Origin of the sequence: Edaphobacter flagellatus, assembly GCF_025264665.1 — a bacterium.
In the GTDB taxonomy this organism is placed as follows: domain Bacteria; phylum Acidobacteriota; class Terriglobia; order Terriglobales; family Acidobacteriaceae; genus Edaphobacter; species Edaphobacter flagellatus.
Genome location: NZ_CP073697.1, coordinates 2,232,974 through 2,252,932, shown reverse-complemented (window position 1 = coordinate 2,252,932; position 19,959 = coordinate 2,232,974). Strand labels below are relative to the sequence as shown.

Annotated in this window: 19 protein-coding genes; 16 read left to right on the top strand and 3 right to left on the bottom strand. The window is 59.0% G+C overall.

Translation table 11 applies throughout. From position 1 onward, the window contains the following. Positions 1-31 precede the first annotated feature (31 nt). From bla to KFE13_RS09300, 16 genes are all read left to right on the top strand, one after another. Positions 32-925, top strand: coding sequence for a subclass B3 metallo-beta-lactamase (bla, locus tag KFE13_RS09375; RefSeq protein ID WP_260702844.1), 894 nt, complete (start codon positions 32-34; stop codon positions 923-925). Positions 926-1,023: 98 nt separating this feature from the next. Beyond that, the gene (locus tag KFE13_RS09370) at positions 1,024-1,497 is read left to right on the top strand and encodes a GNAT family N-acetyltransferase (RefSeq protein ID WP_260702843.1); all 474 of its coding nucleotides are present in this window, start codon (positions 1,024-1,026) and stop codon (positions 1,495-1,497) included. A gap of 199 nt (positions 1,498-1,696) precedes the next feature. Continuing rightward, positions 1,697-2,008, top strand: coding sequence for a preprotein translocase subunit YajC (gene yajC, locus KFE13_RS09365; RefSeq protein ID WP_260702842.1), 312 nt, complete (start codon positions 1,697-1,699; stop codon positions 2,006-2,008). A 126-nt stretch (positions 2,009-2,134) separates the two neighbouring features. Next, positions 2,135-3,742 (top strand): protein translocase subunit SecD, encoded by a 1,608-nt coding sequence (secD, locus tag KFE13_RS09360; protein ID WP_260702841.1) that lies wholly within the window; start codon positions 2,135-2,137, stop codon positions 3,740-3,742. Positions 3,743-3,840: 98 nt separating this feature from the next. Then, positions 3,841-4,803, top strand: a complete 963-nt coding sequence (gene secF, locus KFE13_RS09355; protein WP_260702840.1) for a protein translocase subunit SecF — start codon at positions 3,841-3,843, stop codon at positions 4,801-4,803. Positions 4,804-5,056: 253 nt separating this feature from the next. Then, a complete protein-coding gene (locus tag KFE13_RS09350) occupies positions 5,057-5,620 on the top strand; it encodes a hypothetical protein (protein WP_260702839.1) in 564 nt (187 codons plus the stop codon). A gap of 121 nt (positions 5,621-5,741) precedes the next feature. Next, on the top strand, positions 5,742-6,476 hold the full coding sequence (locus tag KFE13_RS09345) for an energy transducer TonB (RefSeq protein ID WP_260702838.1): 735 nt from the start codon (positions 5,742-5,744) through the stop codon (positions 6,474-6,476). 156 nt (positions 6,477-6,632) lie between these two features. Continuing rightward, entirely contained in the window at positions 6,633-7,373 is a 741-nt protein-coding gene (locus tag KFE13_RS09340) for a MotA/TolQ/ExbB proton channel family protein (protein ID WP_260702837.1), read from the top strand. A gap of 184 nt (positions 7,374-7,557) precedes the next feature. After that, positions 7,558-7,998 (top strand): ExbD/TolR family protein, encoded by a 441-nt coding sequence (locus KFE13_RS09335; RefSeq protein WP_260702836.1) that lies wholly within the window; start codon positions 7,558-7,560, stop codon positions 7,996-7,998. Between the two features lie 64 nt (positions 7,999-8,062). After that, the gene (locus KFE13_RS09330) at positions 8,063-8,497 is read left to right on the top strand and encodes an ExbD/TolR family protein (RefSeq protein WP_260702835.1); all 435 of its coding nucleotides are present in this window, start codon (positions 8,063-8,065) and stop codon (positions 8,495-8,497) included. Between the two features lie 306 nt (positions 8,498-8,803). Next, positions 8,804-9,625 carry a tetratricopeptide repeat protein gene (locus KFE13_RS09325; RefSeq protein WP_260702834.1) on the top strand — a complete coding sequence of 274 codons (822 nt, stop codon included), beginning with the start codon at positions 8,804-8,806 and terminating at the stop codon, positions 9,623-9,625. A gap of 154 nt (positions 9,626-9,779) precedes the next feature. Beyond that, on the top strand, positions 9,780-11,276 hold the full coding sequence (gene accC / locus KFE13_RS09320) for an acetyl-CoA carboxylase biotin carboxylase subunit (RefSeq protein ID WP_260702833.1): 1,497 nt from the start codon (positions 9,780-9,782) through the stop codon (positions 11,274-11,276). Then, positions 11,273-11,767 carry a biotin/lipoyl-containing protein gene (locus KFE13_RS18600; protein WP_313900633.1) on the top strand — a complete coding sequence of 165 codons (495 nt, stop codon included), beginning with the start codon at positions 11,273-11,275 and terminating at the stop codon, positions 11,765-11,767. Before accC ends, KFE13_RS18600 begins: the two co-directional genes overlap by 4 nt. A 96-nt stretch (positions 11,768-11,863) precedes the next feature. Then, positions 11,864-13,039, top strand: coding sequence for a hypothetical protein (locus KFE13_RS09310; protein ID WP_260702832.1), 1,176 nt, complete (start codon positions 11,864-11,866; stop codon positions 13,037-13,039). 73 nt (positions 13,040-13,112) lie between these two features. Then, the gene (locus KFE13_RS09305) at positions 13,113-13,850 is read left to right on the top strand and encodes a Yip1 family protein (RefSeq protein WP_260702831.1); all 738 of its coding nucleotides are present in this window, start codon (positions 13,113-13,115) and stop codon (positions 13,848-13,850) included. A gap of 231 nt (positions 13,851-14,081) precedes the next feature. Next, positions 14,082-16,742, top strand: a complete 2,661-nt coding sequence (locus tag KFE13_RS09300; RefSeq protein WP_260702830.1) for a choice-of-anchor D domain-containing protein — start codon at positions 14,082-14,084, stop codon at positions 16,740-16,742. A gap of 66 nt (positions 16,743-16,808) precedes the next feature. On the opposite strand, the gene fabF is transcribed toward KFE13_RS09300, so the two are convergent. The 3 genes from fabF to rmuC all read right to left on the bottom strand — a co-directional run bounded on the left by fabF (position 16,809) and on the right by rmuC (position 19,939). Beyond that, positions 16,809-18,059, bottom strand: a complete 1,251-nt coding sequence (gene fabF / locus KFE13_RS09295) for a beta-ketoacyl-ACP synthase II (RefSeq protein ID WP_260702829.1) — start codon at positions 18,057-18,059, stop codon at positions 16,809-16,811. Between the two features lie 2 nt (positions 18,060-18,061). Further along, on the bottom strand, positions 18,062-18,307 hold the full coding sequence (locus KFE13_RS09290) for an acyl carrier protein (protein WP_260702828.1): 246 nt from the start codon (positions 18,305-18,307) through the stop codon (positions 18,062-18,064). A 144-nt stretch (positions 18,308-18,451) separates the two neighbouring features. After that, entirely contained in the window at positions 18,452-19,939 is a 1,488-nt protein-coding gene (rmuC, locus tag KFE13_RS09285) for a DNA recombination protein RmuC (RefSeq protein ID WP_260702827.1), read from the bottom strand. Between the last annotated feature and the right edge of the window lie 20 nt (positions 19,940-19,959).

Sequence of the window (19,959 nt, the reverse complement as noted above, 5' to 3'; positions counted from 1 at the left end):
TTGTGTCTTCCTGCTCTGCTACAAAAGCAGAATGCGCGCTCTTCTCTGCTGCCTGTTCCTGCTTTTGTTCTGCGGCTCGACGTCCGTCTTTGCGGAGGACAACGCTTCGTGGACGACTCCGATTGCTCCGTTCCAGATTGCGGACAACCTGTACTACGTGGGAAGTGAGGACCTTGCGAGCTATCTTGTCGTGACGCCTCAAGGCGACATTCTTATCAATGCCAATCTTGCCAGCTCGCCGCCGCAGATTCGGGCGAGCGTGGAGAAGCTGGGCTTTCGCTGGAGCGATATCAAGGTCCTGCTCAACAGCCAGGCACACTACGATCATGTGGGTGGAGCGGCGGAGGTGGTTCGCGAGACGCATGCCAGGAACATGGTGATGGACGGCGATGCGAGTGTGATGGAAACCGGCGCACGCACGGACTTCTTAGCGCCTTCGCCGAACATCGCTGCGTATGCTCCAGTCCATGTGGATCGTGTTCTGCATGATGGGGACACGGTCAGCCTGGGGGATGTGACGCTGACCGCCCACAAAACTGCCGGCCATACGCGCGGATGCACGACCTGGACGATGCGCGCTCATCTTCCGGGAGAGCCGGCGGGAACGATGCGAGATATCGTCATCGTGGGTGGCGTGGGGTTCTGGGGCGAGTATCACTTCGTGGCCACGCCAGGGCATCCGGTAAGCTACCCCGGCATCGTTCAGGATTTTGAGCATACGTTTTCGGAGCTGCTCGCATTGCACTGCGATGTGTTTCTGGGAGCCCATGGCGGGTACTTCGATATGTTGACCAAGCTGAAGCGCTATCCGCAGGCTGGTGCGCGTGTGTTTATCGACCCGGCCGGGTATAAGGAGTTTGTTGCTGATGCGCAGAAGACGTTCAGGAAGGCGTTAAGCAAACAGGAAGCCGCGGCCGCTCGTTGACGTTTGTTTCCCGGACTGCCATTACCGCAAGCCTCTGTGGGAGCAGGCCGATTGCAGATCCATACATAAATCGCATGTATGGCTCGGCATAATAGGGTATGGAAAGCTCGTATGTTCTTAGGACGGCTGACGTTGCCGATGCCGGTGAGATCGCCAGGCACCGAGGCCTGATGTTCCTGGATATGGGACTGGTGGACGATGCCGATGCCGAAAAGCTCATTGCCGCGTCCGCGCCGTGGTTTACCGACGTGATGGAACGGGGTCTGTACAGAGCCTGGGTGGTTGAACGGAATGGCCGGATTGTTGGCGGAGGCGGCGTTCATCTCTCTGAGATCGGACCTTTGCCCGGCTCTTTCCGGGTTGGCAGAAACGCCCATATTGCGAATGTCTATACCTATGCGGAGCATCGCAAGCGAGGGGTTGGGCGAGCTCTTCTGAACGAGATATTGCGCTGGTGCCGGGAGTCCGGGATCGATCAGGTTACGTTAACTGCGTCGAATGACGGACGTGCTCTTTACCTCTCTCTCGGGTTTGAGCCGCAGCCGGACGGCATGCTGCAGAAGCTTTCTTGAGATGAGGGCTTTCTGCTGTAAGAGTCGGAGGGTTGCCATCGCCTGTATTGCGGAGTGGGTTTTCTTGACACTCGGGTGCGGGAGCGGCGATGCTTAGAGACTAGGCATATTTCTGGCCGGTCGCGGACTCGCGTCTTTTTGCGGGTGGAATGTGTGGGCTGGCTGTTGTGCCTGTTACCCGAGGGGATGGAATAACGGAATGGTCGCAATCTGGTTGCAGAGTGTGTCTGGTGGCCTGGGAAGTCTGGGCGGACTTGCTCTGCCGGTGCTGTTCTTTATCGTGCTGTATTTTTTGATGATCGTCCCCAACCAGCGGAAGCAGAAAAAGTGGCAGGAGATGCTGGGGCAGATCAAGTCGGGCGACCGCGTGACAACCAACGGCGGCATCAAGGGCACGGTGCTGACGGTGAAGGACGACTCGGTGGTGCTGCGTGTGCAGCCGGACGGCGTGAAGCTGGAGTTTGTGAAGAGCGCGATCGCGGCGGTGACCACGGACGAGGCAGCTTCGTAGATTGCACGGGAATTGTGGCGCTTCGGGCACGATGCGGGAAGTTTCTCGACTCCGCTTCGCTTCGCCCGGAATGACACTGTATAGAGGATTGGCGGCGAAGGCCGCGAGGATTAGGTAGAGAGAAGCATGGGAAAGAATCTGTCCGGTAAGACGGTGTTTATTGTTGCGGTGCTGCTGGTATTTGTCTATGGCATCGTGGGTATTCCGAAGGGCGGCCTGAGGGCGTCGCTGGAGCGGCGCATCAACCTGGGTCTTGACCTGAAGGGCGGCACGCACCTGGTGCTGGAGGTTCACGCAAACGAGGCGGTGGCTTCGGCGGTGGACCGCGATGCGGTCAGGCTGACGACGGACCTGCAGGCTGCGGGGATTTCGGGAGCGACGGCGGCGCGCAGCGATGCTTCGAAGCCGACCACGATTGTGGTTTCGGGCATTCCGGTTGCCAAGCAGAGCGATGCTCGCTCGGTCTTCAACGGTGTGAACTACAACGCCTATGACGTGGCCTCGGGCGCTGACGGCACGATGACGCTGACGATGAAGCAGCAGTCGGCGAACGATCTGGTGACGCGCACGGTGGATACGTCGATCGAGACGATTCGCGAGCGTATCGACAAGCTGGGCGTGGCGGAGCCGACGATTCAGAAGTATGGCCTGGGCGAGAACCAGATTCTGGTGGAGCTGCCTGGTCTGGACGACCCGGCTCGCGTCGAGGATGTGATTCAATCGACGGCGAAGCTGGAGATCCATGCGGTGACGGGTGGACCGTATGCCAGCGATCAGGATGCGCTGCAGGCGAATAACGGCATTATTCCGCCGGACTCGATTCTGGTGAAGGGCGCGGCACAAGCGGGTGCGCCGGAGCAGGTCTGGCTGCTGAAGCGCGTGAGCGAGGTGGAAGGCACGGACTTCCGCGATGCGCAGCCTTCGACGGACCAGAACGGGCGTCCGAACATTACGTTTACGCTGACGACGGAGGCGGGCGACCGCTTCTACAAGTACACGAACGAGCACTCGGCGACGAGCGCGACGCCGGGTTCGATGGCGATTGTGCTGGACAACAAGGTGCGAGAGGTGGCGGGGATCAACTCGGCCATTCGCGACCGCGGCGAGATTGTGGGCGGATTTACGAAGCAGCAGGCTGCGGACCTGAGCCTGATGCTGCGCACGGGCGCGCTGCCGGCGTCGATCTCGTTCCTGGAGACGCGTACGGTGGGACCGAGCCTGGGAGCCGCTTCGATCCGCCAGGGCGTCTTTGCGGCGATCGCCGGTATGGCCGCGGTGATGGTCTTCATGTTGATCTACTACCGCGGCGCGGGCATCAATGCCGACCTGGCGCTGGTGCTGAACCTGATTATTCTGCTGGGCTTCATGGGCTTTACGGGCTCGACGCTGACGCTGCCGGGTATTGCGGGTGTGATTCTGACGATCGGTATGGGCGTGGACTCGAACGTGCTGATCTTCGAGCGTATTCGTGAAGAGCTGCGCGCGGGTAAGAGCGCGGCGATAGCGGTGCAGCAGGGCTTTGCGCATGCGTGGGTGACGATCATCGACACGCACGTGACGACGATTGTGTCGGCGCTGATTCTGTTCCTGTTCGGAACCGGTCCGGTGCGCGGATTTGCGGTGACGCTGGCGTTCGGTCTGCTGGCCAACCTGTTTACGGCCGTGTTTGTCTCGCGGGTGATTTTCGATTCGCACCTGCAGGGCAAAGAGCGGGGAGCAGCGCTTTCAATTTGAGGTTGGGCGGGCGTGGTGGCAGAGAAGCAGATTCCTGCACTTCGCTTCGCTCCGGCCGGAATGACAAGTTTTTAGCTTGAGATAGAAGGACTCGCAACGTGGAATTTTTTCGTAATACCAATATCGACTGGTTGGGAAAGAAGTGGTATTTCCTCGGCTTCTCGCTGATCTTTTCCGTCTCCGGAGTGTTGAGCATGCTGTTCTGGCATGGCATTCCGAAGGGCGTGGACTTTACGGGCGGCACGCAGATTCGCGTGGCGTTCGATGGGACGCCGAATGAGGACCACATTCGTCAGGCAATGGACAAGGCAGGGGTGCGCGATGCGCGGATTCAGCGCGTGAGCGATCCGAGCGGCCATGCGGCGAACAAGGTGATCATCGCGCTGCCGATCAACTCGGCGACCGACCAGGCGCATGATGCGGGACGCCAGGCCGTAGAGAACGCCCTGGCGACGAACTATCGCGACTCGAAGGCGACGATCGAGCAGGTGGAGATTGTGGGCCCGACCGCAGGCAAGCAGCTGCAGCAGCAGGCGCTGCTGGCGACGGTGTACTCGCTGATCGGTATGCTGATCTACCTGTGGTTCCGGTTCGAGCTGATCTATGGTGTCGCTGCTGTCGTGGCGGTCTTTCATGACACGCTGATCACGGTGGGCGCGTTCAGCCTGACGAATACGGAAATTACGCTGACGGTGATTGCGGCTCTGCTGACGCTGATCGGCTACTCGATGAACGACACGATCGTTGTCTTCGATCGTATTCGCGAGAATCTGGGGATGAACCGGCGCGAGGGTCTGGCGGATGTGGTGAACCGGTCGATCAACCAGACGCTGAGCCGGACGGTGCTGACGTCGGGACTGACGTTCCTCACGGTATTGAGCCTGTACCTGTTTGGCGGCGAAGTGCTTCATGGATTTTCGTTCGCGCTGGTGGTGGGTATCCTGATCGGAACGTACTCATCGATTGCGGTGGCAGCACCGATGCTGGTGGCGTACCAGGAGTGGCGCTCGGGCAGGGGCAAGACAGTTTCGCTGCCCGCAAACAAGAAGGCTCGGGCATAGCAGACGTTGTCGTTGTCCGGGCATATTGCTTGCCTGATGCAATTGTTGGATTGAGCAAAAGCGCCAACCTCCGCTGAGGTTGGCGCTTTTCGCTTTGGGCTCGACTGCGGCTCGCGCTGATTGGAAATTTGTCGATGCAGCGAGGAGGCGATGATGCGCGATCTGCCGCTGCGATGCTAGGATGAAGGCCTTCGCCTCGGTGGCCAGATTCTGCATCGTATGGGAAGACGGCAGCGTGAAGGGAGGATCTGCGATGAATCGACAGTCGGAAAACAGAGCTTTTATGGCGAACGCGGCGATTGCGCTGGTGCTGTTTTTTGTATCGGCAATCTATGCTTCGGCGCAGGCGATCCCGCCGGGAACCAGTATTGTGGTGAAGAATGACAGCGCGCTTAGTTCGGCAGCGGCCCAGAAGGGTTCGTCGTGGACAGGCACGCTGGTGGAGCCGATTTCGGTCAATGGCAAGGTGGTTGCGGCCAGGGGCGCGAAGGTGCGGGGGCGTGTTGCCGATGCTACGTCGTCGGGGCGTTTGAGCAAGCCGGGCGCGCTGGCGCTGGAGGTGACCTCGGTTCGTGGTATTCGGGTGAATACAGATGTCTATGCTGCTGATGGCGAAGGCCATACCAAGAGCAATGCGACCAAGATCGGCGGCGGCGCAGCAGCGGGAGCGTTGCTGGGTGGCATCTTTGGAGGCGGCAAGGGGGCGGCCGTTGGGGCACTTGCCGGAGGCGGCGCAGGAACCGCGGTGGCAGCGGGGACGGGAAAGAAGGAAGCCACCATTGCAGCCGAAACGACGATGAGCTTCCAGGTGCAGTAGCCTGTTTGCACGGGGAATTCCACAGCGTGTGGAAAAGTTTTTTGAGAATTACCGCTAACTTGGGAACAAACGCAAAAGCTGTGGTGTCTATAGTCGAATAGCTCTACTGACGAGGCTGGATATGTTTGAAGATTCATTGATGGAGTCCGGCGGTAAGATCAAGACGAAATCGAAGTACTGGATGATCGGCACGTTTATTTTCAACGCCGCGATTCTGGGTACGATGATCCTGATTCCGCTGCTGTACCCTGAGGCTCTGCCGAAGACGGCGATGACGGCCATGCTGACGGCCCCGCCGCCTCCGCCGCCCCCACCACCGCCCCCTCCGCCAGCACAGATCGTCAAGCCGATCAAGATGGTTTCTGAGATCGACCAGGGTCTGCATGCTCCGACCAAGATTCCCAAGGACATCAAGATGCTGAAGGAAGAGGCTGCGCCTCCTCCGCAGATGGCCGGTGTGGCAGGTATGGCCGGCATGGGCTCGGGCTCGGGTGTTCCTGGCGGCGTGATGGGTGGACTGGGCAACGCTCCGGCTCCGGTCGTGAAGGCGGTTGAGAAGCCCAAAGGCCCGGTTCGCGTATCGAGCGGTGTGGTTGCCGGTAATGCGATCTCGCAGCCGAAGCCGGTCTATCCTCCGATTGCGAAGGCCGCGCACGTCTCCGGCGCCGTGGTTCTGCACGCGATCATCTCCAAGGAAGGCACGATTAAGAACCTTGAGGTGGTCAGCGGACCTCAGATGCTGCAGAACGCAGCTCTGGACGCTGTGCGGCAATGGCGGTACAAGCCCTACATCCTGAACGGCGACCCCACTGAGGTGGAGACGACGATCACGGTCAACTTCAACTTCGGCGGCTAATTTTTTGGTCCGGGGCCGCCTCATGGCGAGGCGGTCCGATCCGACGACAACAACGATCTCGCTTTGCGTCGAAAGACTCTACAGGAAGCATCACCCTTTTGTGGAGTATCGACCTGGAAATACGAAGGTTAGAGTTTCAAATCAGGAGGAAGTTCTGTGATTCTCGCTCATCTCTCAAATATCGCTCATGTACCCACTTCGCTGGCATTGTTCTTCCAGGAGCAGCAGGTTGGCTTCAGCCCGCTCCAGCTCTGGGCCAACATGGGCAATCTGGCCCGCGCCGTCGTCATCATCCTGTTCATCATGTCGATCTGGTCGCTGGCTGTGATCATCGACCGCGCCCTGTATTTCTCGAATGCTCGTAAGCAGTCGCGCGAGTTTGCTCCCAAGGTTGCAGGCGCTCTGAAGGACGGCCGTCTGGATGAGGCGATCAAGGTTGCCGACCGCTTCAAGAAGTCGCACCTCGCCGAGGTTGTCACCGCCGGTCTGCAGGAGTTTCGCAGCTTCGGTTCCGGTGGCGCGATCACCGATGCGCAGATCGAGAGCTCGCAGCGCGCTCTGGAGCGTTCTGAGGCTATCGTTCACGCGAAGCTGAAGCGCGGCCTGGGTGGCCTGGCTACGATCGGTTCGACGGCTCCGTTTATCGGCCTGTTCGGCACCGTCGTCGGCATTCTGAACGCCTTCCAGCAGATCGCAACGCAGAAGACCTCGGGTATCGGCGCAGTCGCCGGCGGTATCTCGGAAGCTCTGGTTACGACCGCTTTCGGTCTGCTCGTCGCCATCCCGGCTGTTATGACCTTCAACTACTTCACCAACAAGGTTGAGGCCTTCGACGTGGAGATGGACAACAGCTCGTCGGAGCTGGTGGACTACTTCATCAAGCAGAGCCACCGGTAAGCCGCGGCCTCTCTTTTGGAGAGGCGCATTAGATCAGTATCCTGCGAGAATCACAGCCTGAGGCCTCTCCGAACATATGCGATGTTCGGAGAGGCAGAAAGGCCCGGATTCGAAGGCAGGAGCAGGCGAAGCCCCTTAGGGGGTGGAGCAGCGAATACGGCAGAGCCGGACGGAGCATAAGCTTATGGGTATCTCAAAGCGGGATGAGGGCGGAAAGGTAAATTCGAATATCAACGTGACTCCGATGGTGGACGTCATGCTGGTGCTCCTGATTATCTTCATGGTCATCACGCCCATGCTGAACAACAAAGTCAACGTCGATCTGCCGAAGACGGATTCGGCGACGGTGATGGAAGACGCGAACAAGGAAGACGCCGTGACGGTTGCGGTGACGCGGGACGGACGCACGTTCCTCGGCGGTGACCAGGTGACGCTGGACGATCTGGGACCGAAGATTGCGGCGAAGTTGGAGAACAAGACCAACAAACAGGTTTATATGCGTGCCGATGCCCGCGCCAATTATGGCAAGGTGATGGACGCCGTCGACGGTGTTCGTGCAGCCGGTGTCAGCCAGCTTGGACTGCTGACCGAGAAGCGCGAGCAGGCGGAGACCCCGAAGAAGTAAGCCTTCGATCTACTCATAAGTAGTTAGTAGACGGAGGCAGTGAGAATATTCAGGAGAATTCGTTATGGGAATGGGCGGTGGAAGTCACGGTGGAGCGGTCTCGGAGATTAACGTAACTCCGCTGATCGATGTGCTGCTGGTGCTGTTGATCATCTTCATGGTCATTGTGCCGGTGACGCCGAAGGGTTTGGATACGCTGGTGCCCCAGCCCCCGAAGAACAAGACGCAGGATCAGCCGAACGACCGCACGATCGTGGTGCAGGTACAGTCGAACGGAGCTGGTGCGCCTTCGTACAAGATCAATGAGACGGCGTTCAACAAAACGGACATTGAGCCGAAGCTGGCGGAGATCTTCGCGTCCCGGCAGGAGAAGGTGATGTTCGTAAAGGGCGACAAAGACCTTGACTTCAGCAAGATTGCTGAAGTGATCGACTATGGCCATCAGGCCGGCGTTGACAACATCGGTCTGATCACGCCTCGTGTTGAGGCTGGGCAGTAGCAGTCTGCATGGAACAGTGATTCTCCATCGGGCGGTCGGAGCTTTGGCCGCCCGATCGAATTTTATGAGTGAAAATGCCGGTTTGTGATGGTCTAATGGAACCCAACCTGGATTCTCTTTCGAGCCATTTGACGATCAGGTGAAATTTGAAGGGCGATTGGAATTTATCGCCAGGAATAAGCTGTTCGCCTCTGGTCATACGGGGCGGTATACCGTTACAATCAACCCGCAAGACGAAAACTGCTGTTGTTGGTTTATGATTCCCGTCTGAAGATACGCGCCCATTTGAAGGAGATACCACGTCCCATGAAATTGACCGCACGGATTCCGGTTACGGCTGCTTTGCTGGCGCTCATGCTAGTTTCTGTAACCGGGTGCAACCGCTTGAAAGCGCGTGACCAGCTTACGAAGGGCGTGCAGGCCTTCAAGAATGCGCGTTATGAAGAGGCAGTGAACCACTTCCAGCAATCGATTGCGCTTGACCCAAGCTACGATCAGGCCAAGCTCTACCTTGCGACGGCTTATTCCTACCAGGTGGTTCCGAACCTCGATTCGCCGGAGAACCTTGCGACTGCCAAGAAGGCGCTCGATGGCTTCCAGGAGATTCTGGCCAAGGACCCCAACGATGTGGGTGCGTTGAAGCAGATCGCTTCGATCTACTTCAACACGAAGAAGCTGCCTGAGGCGAAGGAGTACCAGAAGAAGGTGATCGCGCTCGATCCGAAGGCAGCGGAGGCTTACTACACGGTGGGTGTCGTGGACTGGATGCAGGCGTACCAGAACGCGCGCACGATTCTTGCTGCCGATGGCATGACCGACGACGGCAACGGCAACGTAAAGAAGAGCAAGGGCGCGTGCCAGAAGCTGCAGGATCAGAACTCAGCTCTGGTGACCGAGGGCCTCGAGTATCTGAACAAGGCCGTCGAGATCAACCCGAACTATGACGATGCGATGTCGTACCTGAACCTTACCTATCGCCGGAAGGCCGATCTGGATTGCGGCGATGATAACGCGCGCAAGGCGGATCTGGCGAAGGCCGATGAGTGGAGCCAGAAGTCGATGGGCGCTCGCAAGGAGAATGAGAAGAAGAAGGAAGAGAAGACTAGTGGCGGCGTAACGCTGAACTAGTTGCTTCGTTCACTTCGATGCTTCAAGAGAAGGCCTCCCAAACGGGAGGCCTTCTCGTTGTGTGCTTCTTCGTTCGAATGCGATTGATGGGTGGCGAGGGAGATTGTTGCATTCGTCTTTGCGCGGGTGCGATAGAATTCCCGCCTGTGGTTCTATGAAAAAAGTGTTGGTCGCAAACCGGGGTGAGATTGCGCTGCGCGTGATGCGTGCGTGCCGCGAGATGGGGCTGGCTACGGTTGCGGTGTATTCCGACGTGGACCGCGCGGCGCTGCATGTGAGTTATGCGGATGAGGCGTACCGGCTGGGGCCGGGACCGGCGACGGAGAGCTATCTGCGCGGCGATCTGATTCTGGATGTGGCGCGCCGTGCGGGGGCGGATGCGATTCATCCTGGCTACGGTTTTCTGTCGGAGAATGCGGAGTTCGCGGATGCATGTGCAACTGCGGGTGTGACATTTATCGGTCCGCCGGCGAGTGCGATGGGCGCCCTGGGATCGAAGACGAAGGCGCGGCAGGCGGCGGATGCGGCGTCGATGCCGAGGGTTCCCGGGAGTGTGACGGGTTTGCCGTCGGTGGAGGAGGCTCTGCGCGTTGCGGAGGGTATCGGGTATCCGGTGATGCTGAAGGCTGCGGCGGGCGGAGGCGGCAAGGGAATGCGCGCGGTGCGGTCCGCGGCGGAGCTTCCGGGCGCGTTTACGGCGGCGAGCAGTGAGGCGGAGAGAAGCTTCGGCTCGGGTGAGGTCTATCTCGAAAAACTGATTGAGCGGCCGCGGCATATCGAGGTGCAGGTGATGGCCGACATGCACGGCAACTGCATTTACCTGGGTGAGCGCGAGTGCAGTGTGCAGCGGCGGCACCAGAAGGTGATCGAGGAAGCTCCGTCGGCGGTGGTTGGCGAGGACCTACGGCGCAGGATGGGCGAGGCCGCGGTGCGGCTGGCTCTGTCGGCAGGTTATGTGAATGCGGGTACGGTGGAGTTCCTCGTGGATGCAGGCGAAAACTTCTACTTCCTTGAGATGAATACGCGGCTGCAGGTGGAGCACCCGGTGACGGAGATGGTGACGGGGTTGGACCTGGTTCGGATGCAGTTGCGCGTGGCGATGGGAGAGCCGCTGTGGCTGCGTCAGGAGGAGGTGCAGCTGCGAGGGCATGCGGTGGAATGCCGCATCTATGCGGAGGACCCGGAGAACAACTTCTTTCCTTCGCCGGGGCTGATTACGCGGCTGGTGCAGCCGGGCGGGCCGGGCATTCGCGAGGACTGCGGCGTGTACACGGGCTGGACGGTTCCGCTGGAGTACGACCCGATGCTGTCGAAGCTGATTGCGTATGGTGAGACGCGCGAGGTGGCGATCGACCGTATGCTGCGTGCGCTGGATGAGTACGTGGTCGGTGGCATCCGGACGAACATTGCGTTGTTCCGAAGGATTCTGGAGGACGAAGATTTTCGTTCGGCGGCGATCGATACGGGATATCTGGAGCGATTGTTGGTGCAGCCGGCGGAGAAGGAGCCGTCGCGTGTGCCTGAGGATGTGGTGGCACTGGCGGCTGCGCTGCTTGCTTCTTCTGCGAGGCAGAATGGTGGCACAGTGGCTGCTGTCGCTGTGGAGAGCCGTTGGGCTGCTATGGGGCGCAGGGAGGGCTTGCGCACATGACCGTGTGGGTGGAGGTGGCAGGCAAACAACGGCGCGTGGAGCTTCCAGCGGAGGCTGCTGCAGGCGGCGCGCTTGCATGCGCTGTCGATGGCATCGCGGTGAAGGCCGACGTGCGCGCAGCGGAGCCAGGCGTGTTGTCGTTGGTGGTGGAGGGCAGGCAGTATCGCTGTCTGCTGGATGGCGATGCAGTAATTATCGGTGGGCGCAGGTTTCCGTTTGTCGTCGAAGATCCGCGTTCGCTGCGTGGCCGGCGCGGCACGGGCGAGGGAGCAGCGGGGCCGCGTACGGTGAAGGCTCCCATGCCGGGACGCGTGGTGCGGGTGCTGGTGGAGGTGGGAGACGAAGTGGCGGAGCATCAGGGCGTGATCGTGATTGAGGCGATGAAGATGCAGAACGAGCTGAAGTCTCCGAAGGCCGGCCGCGTGGCTAAGATTGCGGTCGAGGTGGAAGGAACGGTTGGCGCGGGTGAGGCGCTGATTGTGATTGAGTAGTTTGCGGCGTGCAGTGTAAGCTGCGGTGGCAAAGGGTCTCGGGTCCAGATTCCAGGTTCAGGTTCCAGGTTCAGATTTCCCTGTGGAGACTGTTTCGTGGTCCGACGATTATCTTCTCGCATCGTTATGCTGGCGGTCGTCGCGCTTACGGGTGCGTCATCGCGCGGCTTTGCGCAGAACCCGCCGCATTTGCAGCACCCCGACACTGTCCATCTACCGATTGAAACTATTCCGCTGGTTAGCGTGGGTTGCAGTGCGAATCCTGTAAGCGTGTTTACGGGAGGCGTTGCGACGATTCGTGCGGATGGGCGCAGCGCGCAGAACCTGCCGCTGCGTTACAGCTTCACGGCAGATGCGGGCGATCTGATTCCGAGTGGCGAGGAGGCGAAGCTGGTAACGTCCGGGCTGTCGCCGCGGACGATCCGCGTGATTTGTACGGCGACGGACAGCGCAGGCAGGAGCGCTTCGCAGGTGATGGAAGTGCGTGTGTTGGCGATGCCTATGCCACAGACGCAGGAGGAACATGCGCCTGCGATGGGAGGAGGCATAGGAGGCCTGGCTGGAGGTGGAGCGCATCCTCAGCCGACACCGCCTCCTATAACGGTGCCGAAGGAAGCAGGTAAACCGAGCACGGAGCCTAAGCCGCAGGAAGAGAAGAAAGTCGACAACGACGCCAGCCCAGCGCACTCGCCGGATGAGTACAAAGAGTCCGAGGCTGTCGATACGTGGGTCAAGAATCTGAAGCCGGGAAAGATTGAGTACAAGGTGCCGCAGCGAATGCTGATGCAGGAGGCATCTACGGTCACGGCGGTGATTCATGGGTATGAGGATGCAGGCGCGTCGCTTGCAGGCGCGACCGGAAGCGGTGTGTTGAAGCAGTCGCCGCGGATGAAGGTGGAGTTGATCGCGGATGATCCCGACGCGTTTACGATTGCGCTGGACGGCGATGCGGTGAAGTTTGTGCCGAGCGATGGAGCGACGACGTGGACATGGAAGGTGACTCCGAACAAGTCGGGAGTGAGCCAACGGCTGAAGATTGTGGGATCGCTGATGTATCCCAATGCGAATAAGACGGAGTTGCAGCTGCCGGAGTATGACGCGACGGTGGAAGTGGATGTGCCGTCGCTGTGGTCGATGATTGTCGAGAACTACCAGCACGATCCGCTGAAGTGGTTCAGCTATGTGATTCCGGGCGGTGCGGGATTCACCTTTGCGGCAGGCCTGGTGGTGTGGTGGTGGAAGCGGAAGCATAAGGACGAGAAGGATTCGTGAGCTTTCTGCTTGGAAGCTGTAGCGGCAGATGGGTACAATCCCGCAGAACGGCAGTTATCTGAGGAGAGACGACGTGAGTGAGACGAGCGTTCCCGTTGAGGGATTGAGTGAAGTGGAGCGTGTAGTCGATACCTTTGTCGCTCCGACGAAGACGTTTACCGATATTCTGCGCAGCGCAAGCTGGTGGCTGCCGTTTGTGCTGATGGTGATTGTGACGATGGCAAACTCGTTTGTCGTCGACAAGCATGTCGGCTTTGAGCGCGTGGCCGAGAACCAGATTCAGCAGAATCCGAAGCAGGAGGAGCAGTTTAACGAACTGACGCCGGAGCAAAAGACGCAACGGCTGCATGGCATGGGCATTGGCTATCGCTATTCGAGCTATGCTTCGTTTGCCTTCATTCTGATTTTTGTGGGCATTGCTGCGCTGCTCTACTGGGCGAGCTTCAACTTTGGCCTGGGAGCGCGGACGACGTATGGGCAGATGTTCGCCGTCTCGATGTATGCGGGGCTGCCGCGCTTATTGACGGGGTTGCTGTCGATTATCACGCTGCTGTTCGGCGGCAATGCAGAGTCATACGACATGCGCAACCCTGTTGGAACGAACCTGGCGTACTACATGCCAGATTCTGCACCGTGGCTGAAGGTGTTTCTCAGCTTCTTCGACGTGATCGGGTTGTGGAACCTGGTGCTGCTTGTGATCGGTACGGCGATTGTGGCGAAGGTTCCGCGCGGCAAAGCTGCTGCTGTCGTTGTGGGATGGTGGGCGGTCGGTCTGGTGGTGATGGTGGGGATCGCTGTGGCAACGAGCTAAGGTGGAACAGTGCCGTAACTCTTGAGATGTCCACAATTATCTTGCAATCCGTCCGTGGTCGACGGATACTTCGAGTGCATCAGCATCCCTTTTTGAAGTGAATTGAAGATTGAATCAATTGCTGTGCTCGCGCCTGGAGGTTATGCGATGAGCCGTTTGCGATCCAGTTTGGGTGTAAGTGTTTTTATCCTATGCAGCCTTGCTTTTTTCATAGGTTGTTCGTCGCTGAAGATGGTGGACACGAGCGTTGCTCCGGGTGGAAGCAACAAACAGGGGCTGGTACGCGGTGGAAGCCAGCCTATAGCTGGGGCAACCGTTCAGTTGTATGTAGTAGGCACGGCAGGCGATGGCTCAGCGTCGACTGCGTTGCTGGCGACTCCCGCGACGACGGATGCTAACGGAGCTTTCAACATCACGGGGCAGTACAGCTGTCCTTCGGCTTCGTCGCTGGTGTATCTGGTCGCGACGGGCGGCAATCCGGGAATGGCGGCTGGAACGAATAATCCGACGCTGGCTTTGATGACGGCTCTGGGTGCGTGCGGCAACCTGAGCGCATCCACATTTATTGTCACCAACGAGCTGACCACGGTAGCGGCGGTGTGGGCGCTGGCTCCGTATATGTCTTCGTACAGCAGTATCGGGTCGGCATCAGGAGATGCTGCAGCGCTGACCAGTGCATTTGCGCTTGCGTCGCAGTATGTCAATCCGTCGACCGGAGTTGCGCCTGGGCAGAACGTTCCAGCGGGAGCCACAGTTCCTGTGCCACTGCTCAACACGCTTGCCGATATTCTGTCGGTCTGTGTGAACTCTGCAGGAGGCGTGGCGGGCGATGGCTCGCCATGCGGTACGCTGCTGCGTGCGGCAACGCCCCCGACTGGCACCGTTCCAGCGAATGCCATTGCGGCAGCGTTGAATATTGCGAACAACCCCCAGGCGAACATATCGACTCTGTTCGGGCTGGTAAATCCGATTAGCCCATTTCAACCCTTGTTGAGTGCGGCTCCCGCGGATTTCATCGTCCAGTTGATCGTTGCAGGGGGAGGCCTATCGATCAGCCCTGATTCACTGACGTTTCCCTCGTCCTATGTCTCGTTCACCTCTGATCCGCAGACCGTTACGATTGCCAATACAAGTAGTAAGACGATCGGCCTGGGTTCATTTGGGATTTCCGGGGTCAATAGCAGCGACTTTGCGGAGATAGGCTGTGGAACATACCTGGTGGCCGGAGATACGTGTACGCTTTCGGTGACGTTTACTCCCTCCGCAGCCGGTCCACGAAATGCTGCGCTGGTGATCAATAGCACCAGCGCAAACTCTCCTCAACTCGTGCCGTTGACTGGGAGTGGGATAGCGTTATCCGGTACGCCTCTGACCCTTTCTCCGTCGTCGCTGACGTTTACCCTTGCAGGTGTTCCGCAGACTGTAACTGTGACAAATTCGAGCCTCGCTCCAGTCACAATCGGCAAGATTTCGATGAGTTCAGTGGGGTCGCAGACGAACAACTGTCCTCAGGTGCTCGACGCGCAGTCGATCTGCAGCATCTCGGTACAGGTTACAGCTTTGACTTATACCAATGCGCAGAGTGGTTCCCTCGGGATAACCAGTTCAGCAGGCAGTTCTCAGAGTGTCGGAATCAACGTGCCTATAGCCACGGCCTATTTTTCTGCAGCTCCCCTTAACTTTGGAAGCTGGGCGGTTGGTGTTTCGAGTCCGTATCAAACAGCGAGCGCACATGTAGGAAGTTACTACAGCCCTGCTCCGCAATTGATCACATCGATCACTGGACCGGACGCGTCCGACTTTTCGCTTCAATACGAATCGGGAGGATGTGTCACGAATTACCAATGCGTGGTTGACATTACATTTACTCCTGGAGGAACGGGCACCCGGACCGCAACCCTGGTTACGAACTACGGCAATATCGCATTGAGTGGCACGGGGCTTCCGCCTGGACCTTCGTTTAGCGCAAATGCTGAGACGGTGACGATGGGTGCGCCGCTCGGTGCCAGCGGGAGCGCGAACCTGATCCTGCTAAACAACGGAAGCACTGCGCTGAATCTCAGCCAGACAATAACTGGAGCGAATGCCGGCAATTTCTCGGTAACGAACGGATGTGGTTATCTGTCGACGGGAGGAAGCTGCACACTGAACCTTGGATGCACGCCATCGGCTCTCGGAACTCTGACAGCAACGCTCACAGTGACGGATAGCCTCTCCGGCACATCCCAGTCGATTCCGCTTGCCTGTGTAAAGCAGGCTCCTGCTGCAACGTCTCCTGTGCTTTCGCCGTCCAGCTTCGACTTCGGCAACATTGAGGTCGGGTCGCAGAGTTCGCCTTCAGCGATATCGGTAACAGCTTTTAGTGGCGATCCTGTCACGATCACCAACTATTTTTCAAGCCCACCCCCAACTCCATTTGTGCTATCCACAACGTCCTGCTCACAGACTCCGTGCCAGTTCCATATCACTTTTCAGCCCACGAGTCTGGGTATACAAAACGCGACCTTCATGGTCCTCGACACGATTACTCAACAATATTCGTTGTTGAGTCTCAGCGGGACAGGAGGAGTACCGATAGCCTCCCTATCCACTTCCTCTCTTACATTTGCAGCGCGCAATCAGGGATCGATCTCTATTCCGCAGACGATCACGCTGACGAATACAGGAGACGCGAGCCTGACGCTTACGTCGGTCTCCTTCGCGGGGGCGAATCCCGGAGACTTCTTGATAGAAAGCAACACATGCGGGAATGCCGTAGCGGCTGGAGCAAACTGCTCCATTGGGGTTTCCTTCTCTCCCACTGCTTCAGGTTCAAGAAGCGCCAGTTTGCAGATCGTGAGCAACGCAGCCAGTTCGCCGGATATCGTCCAGCTTTCAGGAACTGGAAACTAAACCGGCAGCCAAAAACGAAAGGCACGGCCAAAAAGCCGTGCCTTATCGATGAAGTTGAGTTGCAGGTTATTCTGTCCAGCGCTTGAAGACCAGCGAGCCGTTCGTTCCTCCGAAGCCGAAGGAGTTCGAGAGGGCGTAGTCGATCTTTGCCGGCAGCGGTTTGTTGGGCACGTAGTTCAGGCGGCACTGCGGATCGAGCTCGACGATATTCATCGTCGGCGGCGCGATCTGGTTCTGCATGGCGAGGATGGTGATGCCTGCTTCGAGTCCGCCTGCACCGCCAAGAAGATGGCCGGTCATGGACTTGGTGGAACTGACGAGCAGGGTGCCGTTTTTAGCGCGTTCGCCAAAGACATTCTCGATGGCCTGCGACTCCAGCGCGTCGCCGAGTGGCGTCGAGGTGGCGTGCGCGTTGACGTAGTCGATCTTGTCCGGCGAGATGTTCGCCGATTTAAGGGCGGCGTTCATGGCGCGGAAGCAACCCTCGCCCTCGGGAGCCATGCCGGTCATGTGGAAGGCATCGGCGGACATGCCGTAGCCGATGACCTCGGCGAGAATCTTCGCGCCGCGTGCCTTGGCGAACTCGAGTTCTTCCATGATGAGGATGCCCGCGCCTTCGCCGACCACGAAGCCGTCGCGGTCCTTATCGAAGGGCCGGCAGGCGTGCGTGGGGTCGTCATTGCGCGTGGAGAGCGCCTTCATGGCGGCGAATCCGCCGACGCCCATGGGCGTGATGGCGGCTTCGGTGCCTCCGGCGATCATGGCGTCGGCATCGCCGCGCTGGATGATGCGAAAGGCATCGCCGATGGAGTGCGCGCTCGAGGTGCAGGCCGTGGCCGTCGCCTCGTTCGGTCCCTTGGCGTTGTAGCGGATCGAGACGTGCCCGGCTGCCAGGTTCACGATGGAGGCCGGGATGAAGAACGGCGAGATCTTGCGCGGGCCGCCGTTGATCAGTGCCGTGTGCTCGCGCTCGATGACGTCGAATCCTCCGATACCGGAGCCGATGTGGACGCCGAAGCGGTCGGCAACCTCAGGAGTGACCTGAAGGCCGGAGTGCTTCATGGCTTCGTCTGAAGCTGCCAGAGCGAAATGGATGAAACGTCCCATCTTGCGGGACTCTTTCTTTTCGACAAACTGGAGCGGATCGAAGTTCTTCACCTCGGCTGCAAACCGAACCGGGTGGCCGGTAAGGTCGAAGGCGGTGATCTCGGCCATGCCGCTCTTGCCGGCCATGAGACCATCCCAGACTTCAGACGCAGTATTACCGACCCCGCAGATGAGTCCGAGGCCGGTTACAACGACGCGACGCTCAAGCATGTTTACTTTGCCGCTTTCTGGTTTTTCTCGATGTAGTCGATAGCATCCTTGACGGTCTTGATCTTCTCGGCGTCCTCGTCAGGGATCTGGATGTCAAAGGCCTCTTCGAACTGCATGACAAGCTCGACCACGTCGAGGGAGTCAGCACCGAGGTCCTCCTGGAAGCTTGCGCCGGGGGTGACTTCGGCCTCATCCACCTGAAGCTGCTCGACGATAATCTGCTTTACCTTTTCATCAACTGCTGCCATGTCGTTCTCCTATATACCTTTTGGGTCAAAACGTAGCGCCTGGGCCTGAGGGCCTGAAACGCTAAACCAATCTAAAGCATACTGACGGTCCTGTAGAGTGTAAAGCAAGGCCAGGCCGCTAAAAATAACAGAAAATCCACGTTGTCAATCGTCCTCGCCCGAGGCAGCGAGGAAGGTGGTAATTCCGGCTGCCTGGTCGAAGTCGATCATCTGCGCGCCGGGCAGAGATTTACTGGTTTCGCCGACCTCGCGGAGTGTCCGGTTGATGGCGCGCGTGCGTTGGCCGAGGTCGCGAATGGTGTTCTGGACTGTTCCGACATGTTTATCCATCTTGTCCATCAGTCCCTCGAATTTGCCAAACTCTCTCTTGGCGCCTTCGAGAACATTCCAGACTTCGTCGCCCTTCTCCTGAATAGCGAGCATCTGGAAACCCATCTGGAAGCTGGTGAGGATAGCGGAGAGCGTGCTGGGCCCGGCGATAGTGACGCGGCACTTCGACTGCACCTCGGCCTGTAGCGCATCGCGGCGCATCACCTCGGCATAGAGGCCCTCGGTGGGCAAAAACATGATGGCGTGCGGTGTCGTTTTGGGCGGGTTGATGTACTTCGACGAGATACGGTCGCCTTCGGTGCGGATGGCCTGCTCGAAGGCGCGGCCGGCGGCGGCGATCTGATCGGCGTTGCCGGTCTCGTAGGCGCTCTCGAGCCGCTCCCAGTCTTCGCGCGGGAATTTGGCGTCGATCGGCAGCAGCGTCTCGCCGGAGTGGCCGGGGAAGCGCACGGCGAACTCTACTACTTCAAGCGAGCCGTCTTTGACGCGTGCGTTGCGGATGAACTGGTTGGGTGCGAGCATCTGCTCGAGCAGCATGCCGAGCTGCACTTCGGCAAAGCCACCGCGTGATTTCACATTGCTGAAGATGCGGCTGAGATCGTTGACGCCATCGGAGAGCTTGGTCATCTCGCCGAGGCCGGTATGCACCTTGTTGAGCTGATCGGTGACCTGGCCGAAGCTCTGCGTCAGGCGCTCCTGCAGCGTCGAGTTCAGCTTCTCGTCGACCGTCTGGCGCATTTTTTCAAGCTCGCTGGAGTTGTCTTCATTGAGCTTATTGAGTCGCTGCTCGACGGCTTCGCGAAGCTGGTTCTGCAGCACCGTGTTGCTGGTCATTAGCTCGTTGAGCTTGCCGTTTAGGGCTTCACGCAGATTGGTGTGCTGTGCGTTCGTCTCGGAGGTGAACGAGGTGACGCGCTGCGAGAGCGCTTGCATCTGGTCGAGCACGGCCTTGCGCAGCATATCGTCAGAGGTCTTGTTGTCGGACCGGAAGCCGGTGAGGCCGGTCTGCAGAAGCTGGCTCAGCTCAGCGATATTGCGTGTCACCTCGGTACGCAGGGAGGCGAAGGACGCATCGCTGGCCTCGCGTGAGCGCTGTGCCTCGGCGGCGATCTCCTGCCGCATCTGGCCGAACGCGTTGCGGATGTTGTCGTCAAGCGCCTGATTGCGGGAGTCGAGCCGCGTGAGCTGATCGGGAATCTGTGCCAGACGCGGGTCCTGCATAGGAGCCTGTGGCCTGCGCAGCAGCAGGACGACGACGGCGATAAGGGTGAGGATCTGGCACGCAAGCAGGATGTTGAACATTTCGTCTTTCCTTCGCCAAA

Bases quoted from the DNA above. Each gene is read 5' to 3' on its own strand.
- KFE13_RS18600 (WP_313900633.1), top strand. From the start codon at position 11,273: ATGACCGTGTGGGTGGAGGTGGCAGGCAAACAACGGCGCGTGGAGCTT.
- accC (WP_260702833.1), top strand. From the start codon at position 9,780: ATGAAAAAAGTGTTGGTCGCAAACCGGGGTGAGATTGCGCTGCGCGTG.
- KFE13_RS09345 (WP_260702838.1), top strand. From the start codon at position 5,742: ATGTTTGAAGATTCATTGATGGAGTCCGGCGGTAAGATCAAGACGAAA.
- KFE13_RS09335 (WP_260702836.1), top strand. From the start codon at position 7,558: ATGGGTATCTCAAAGCGGGATGAGGGCGGAAAGGTAAATTCGAATATC.
- yajC (WP_260702842.1), top strand. From the start codon at position 1,697: ATGGTCGCAATCTGGTTGCAGAGTGTGTCTGGTGGCCTGGGAAGTCTG.
- KFE13_RS09290 (WP_260702828.1), bottom strand. From the start codon at position 18,307: ATGGCAGCAGTTGATGAAAAGGTAAAGCAGATTATCGTCGAGCAGCTT.
- rmuC (WP_260702827.1), bottom strand. From the start codon at position 19,939: ATGTTCAACATCCTGCTTGCGTGCCAGATCCTCACCCTTATCGCCGTC.
- KFE13_RS09330 (WP_260702835.1), top strand. From the start codon at position 8,063: ATGGGAATGGGCGGTGGAAGTCACGGTGGAGCGGTCTCGGAGATTAAC.
- KFE13_RS09300 (WP_260702830.1), top strand. From the start codon at position 14,082: ATGGTGGACACGAGCGTTGCTCCGGGTGGAAGCAACAAACAGGGGCTG.
- secD (WP_260702841.1), top strand. From the start codon at position 2,135: ATGGGAAAGAATCTGTCCGGTAAGACGGTGTTTATTGTTGCGGTGCTG.
- KFE13_RS09370 (WP_260702843.1), top strand. From the start codon at position 1,024: ATGGAAAGCTCGTATGTTCTTAGGACGGCTGACGTTGCCGATGCCGGT.
- KFE13_RS09350 (WP_260702839.1), top strand. From the start codon at position 5,057: ATGAATCGACAGTCGGAAAACAGAGCTTTTATGGCGAACGCGGCGATT.
- fabF (WP_260702829.1), bottom strand. From the start codon at position 18,059: ATGCTTGAGCGTCGCGTCGTTGTAACCGGCCTCGGACTCATCTGCGGG.
- bla (WP_260702844.1), top strand. From the start codon at position 32: ATGCGCGCTCTTCTCTGCTGCCTGTTCCTGCTTTTGTTCTGCGGCTCG.
- KFE13_RS09325 (WP_260702834.1), top strand. From the start codon at position 8,804: ATGAAATTGACCGCACGGATTCCGGTTACGGCTGCTTTGCTGGCGCTC.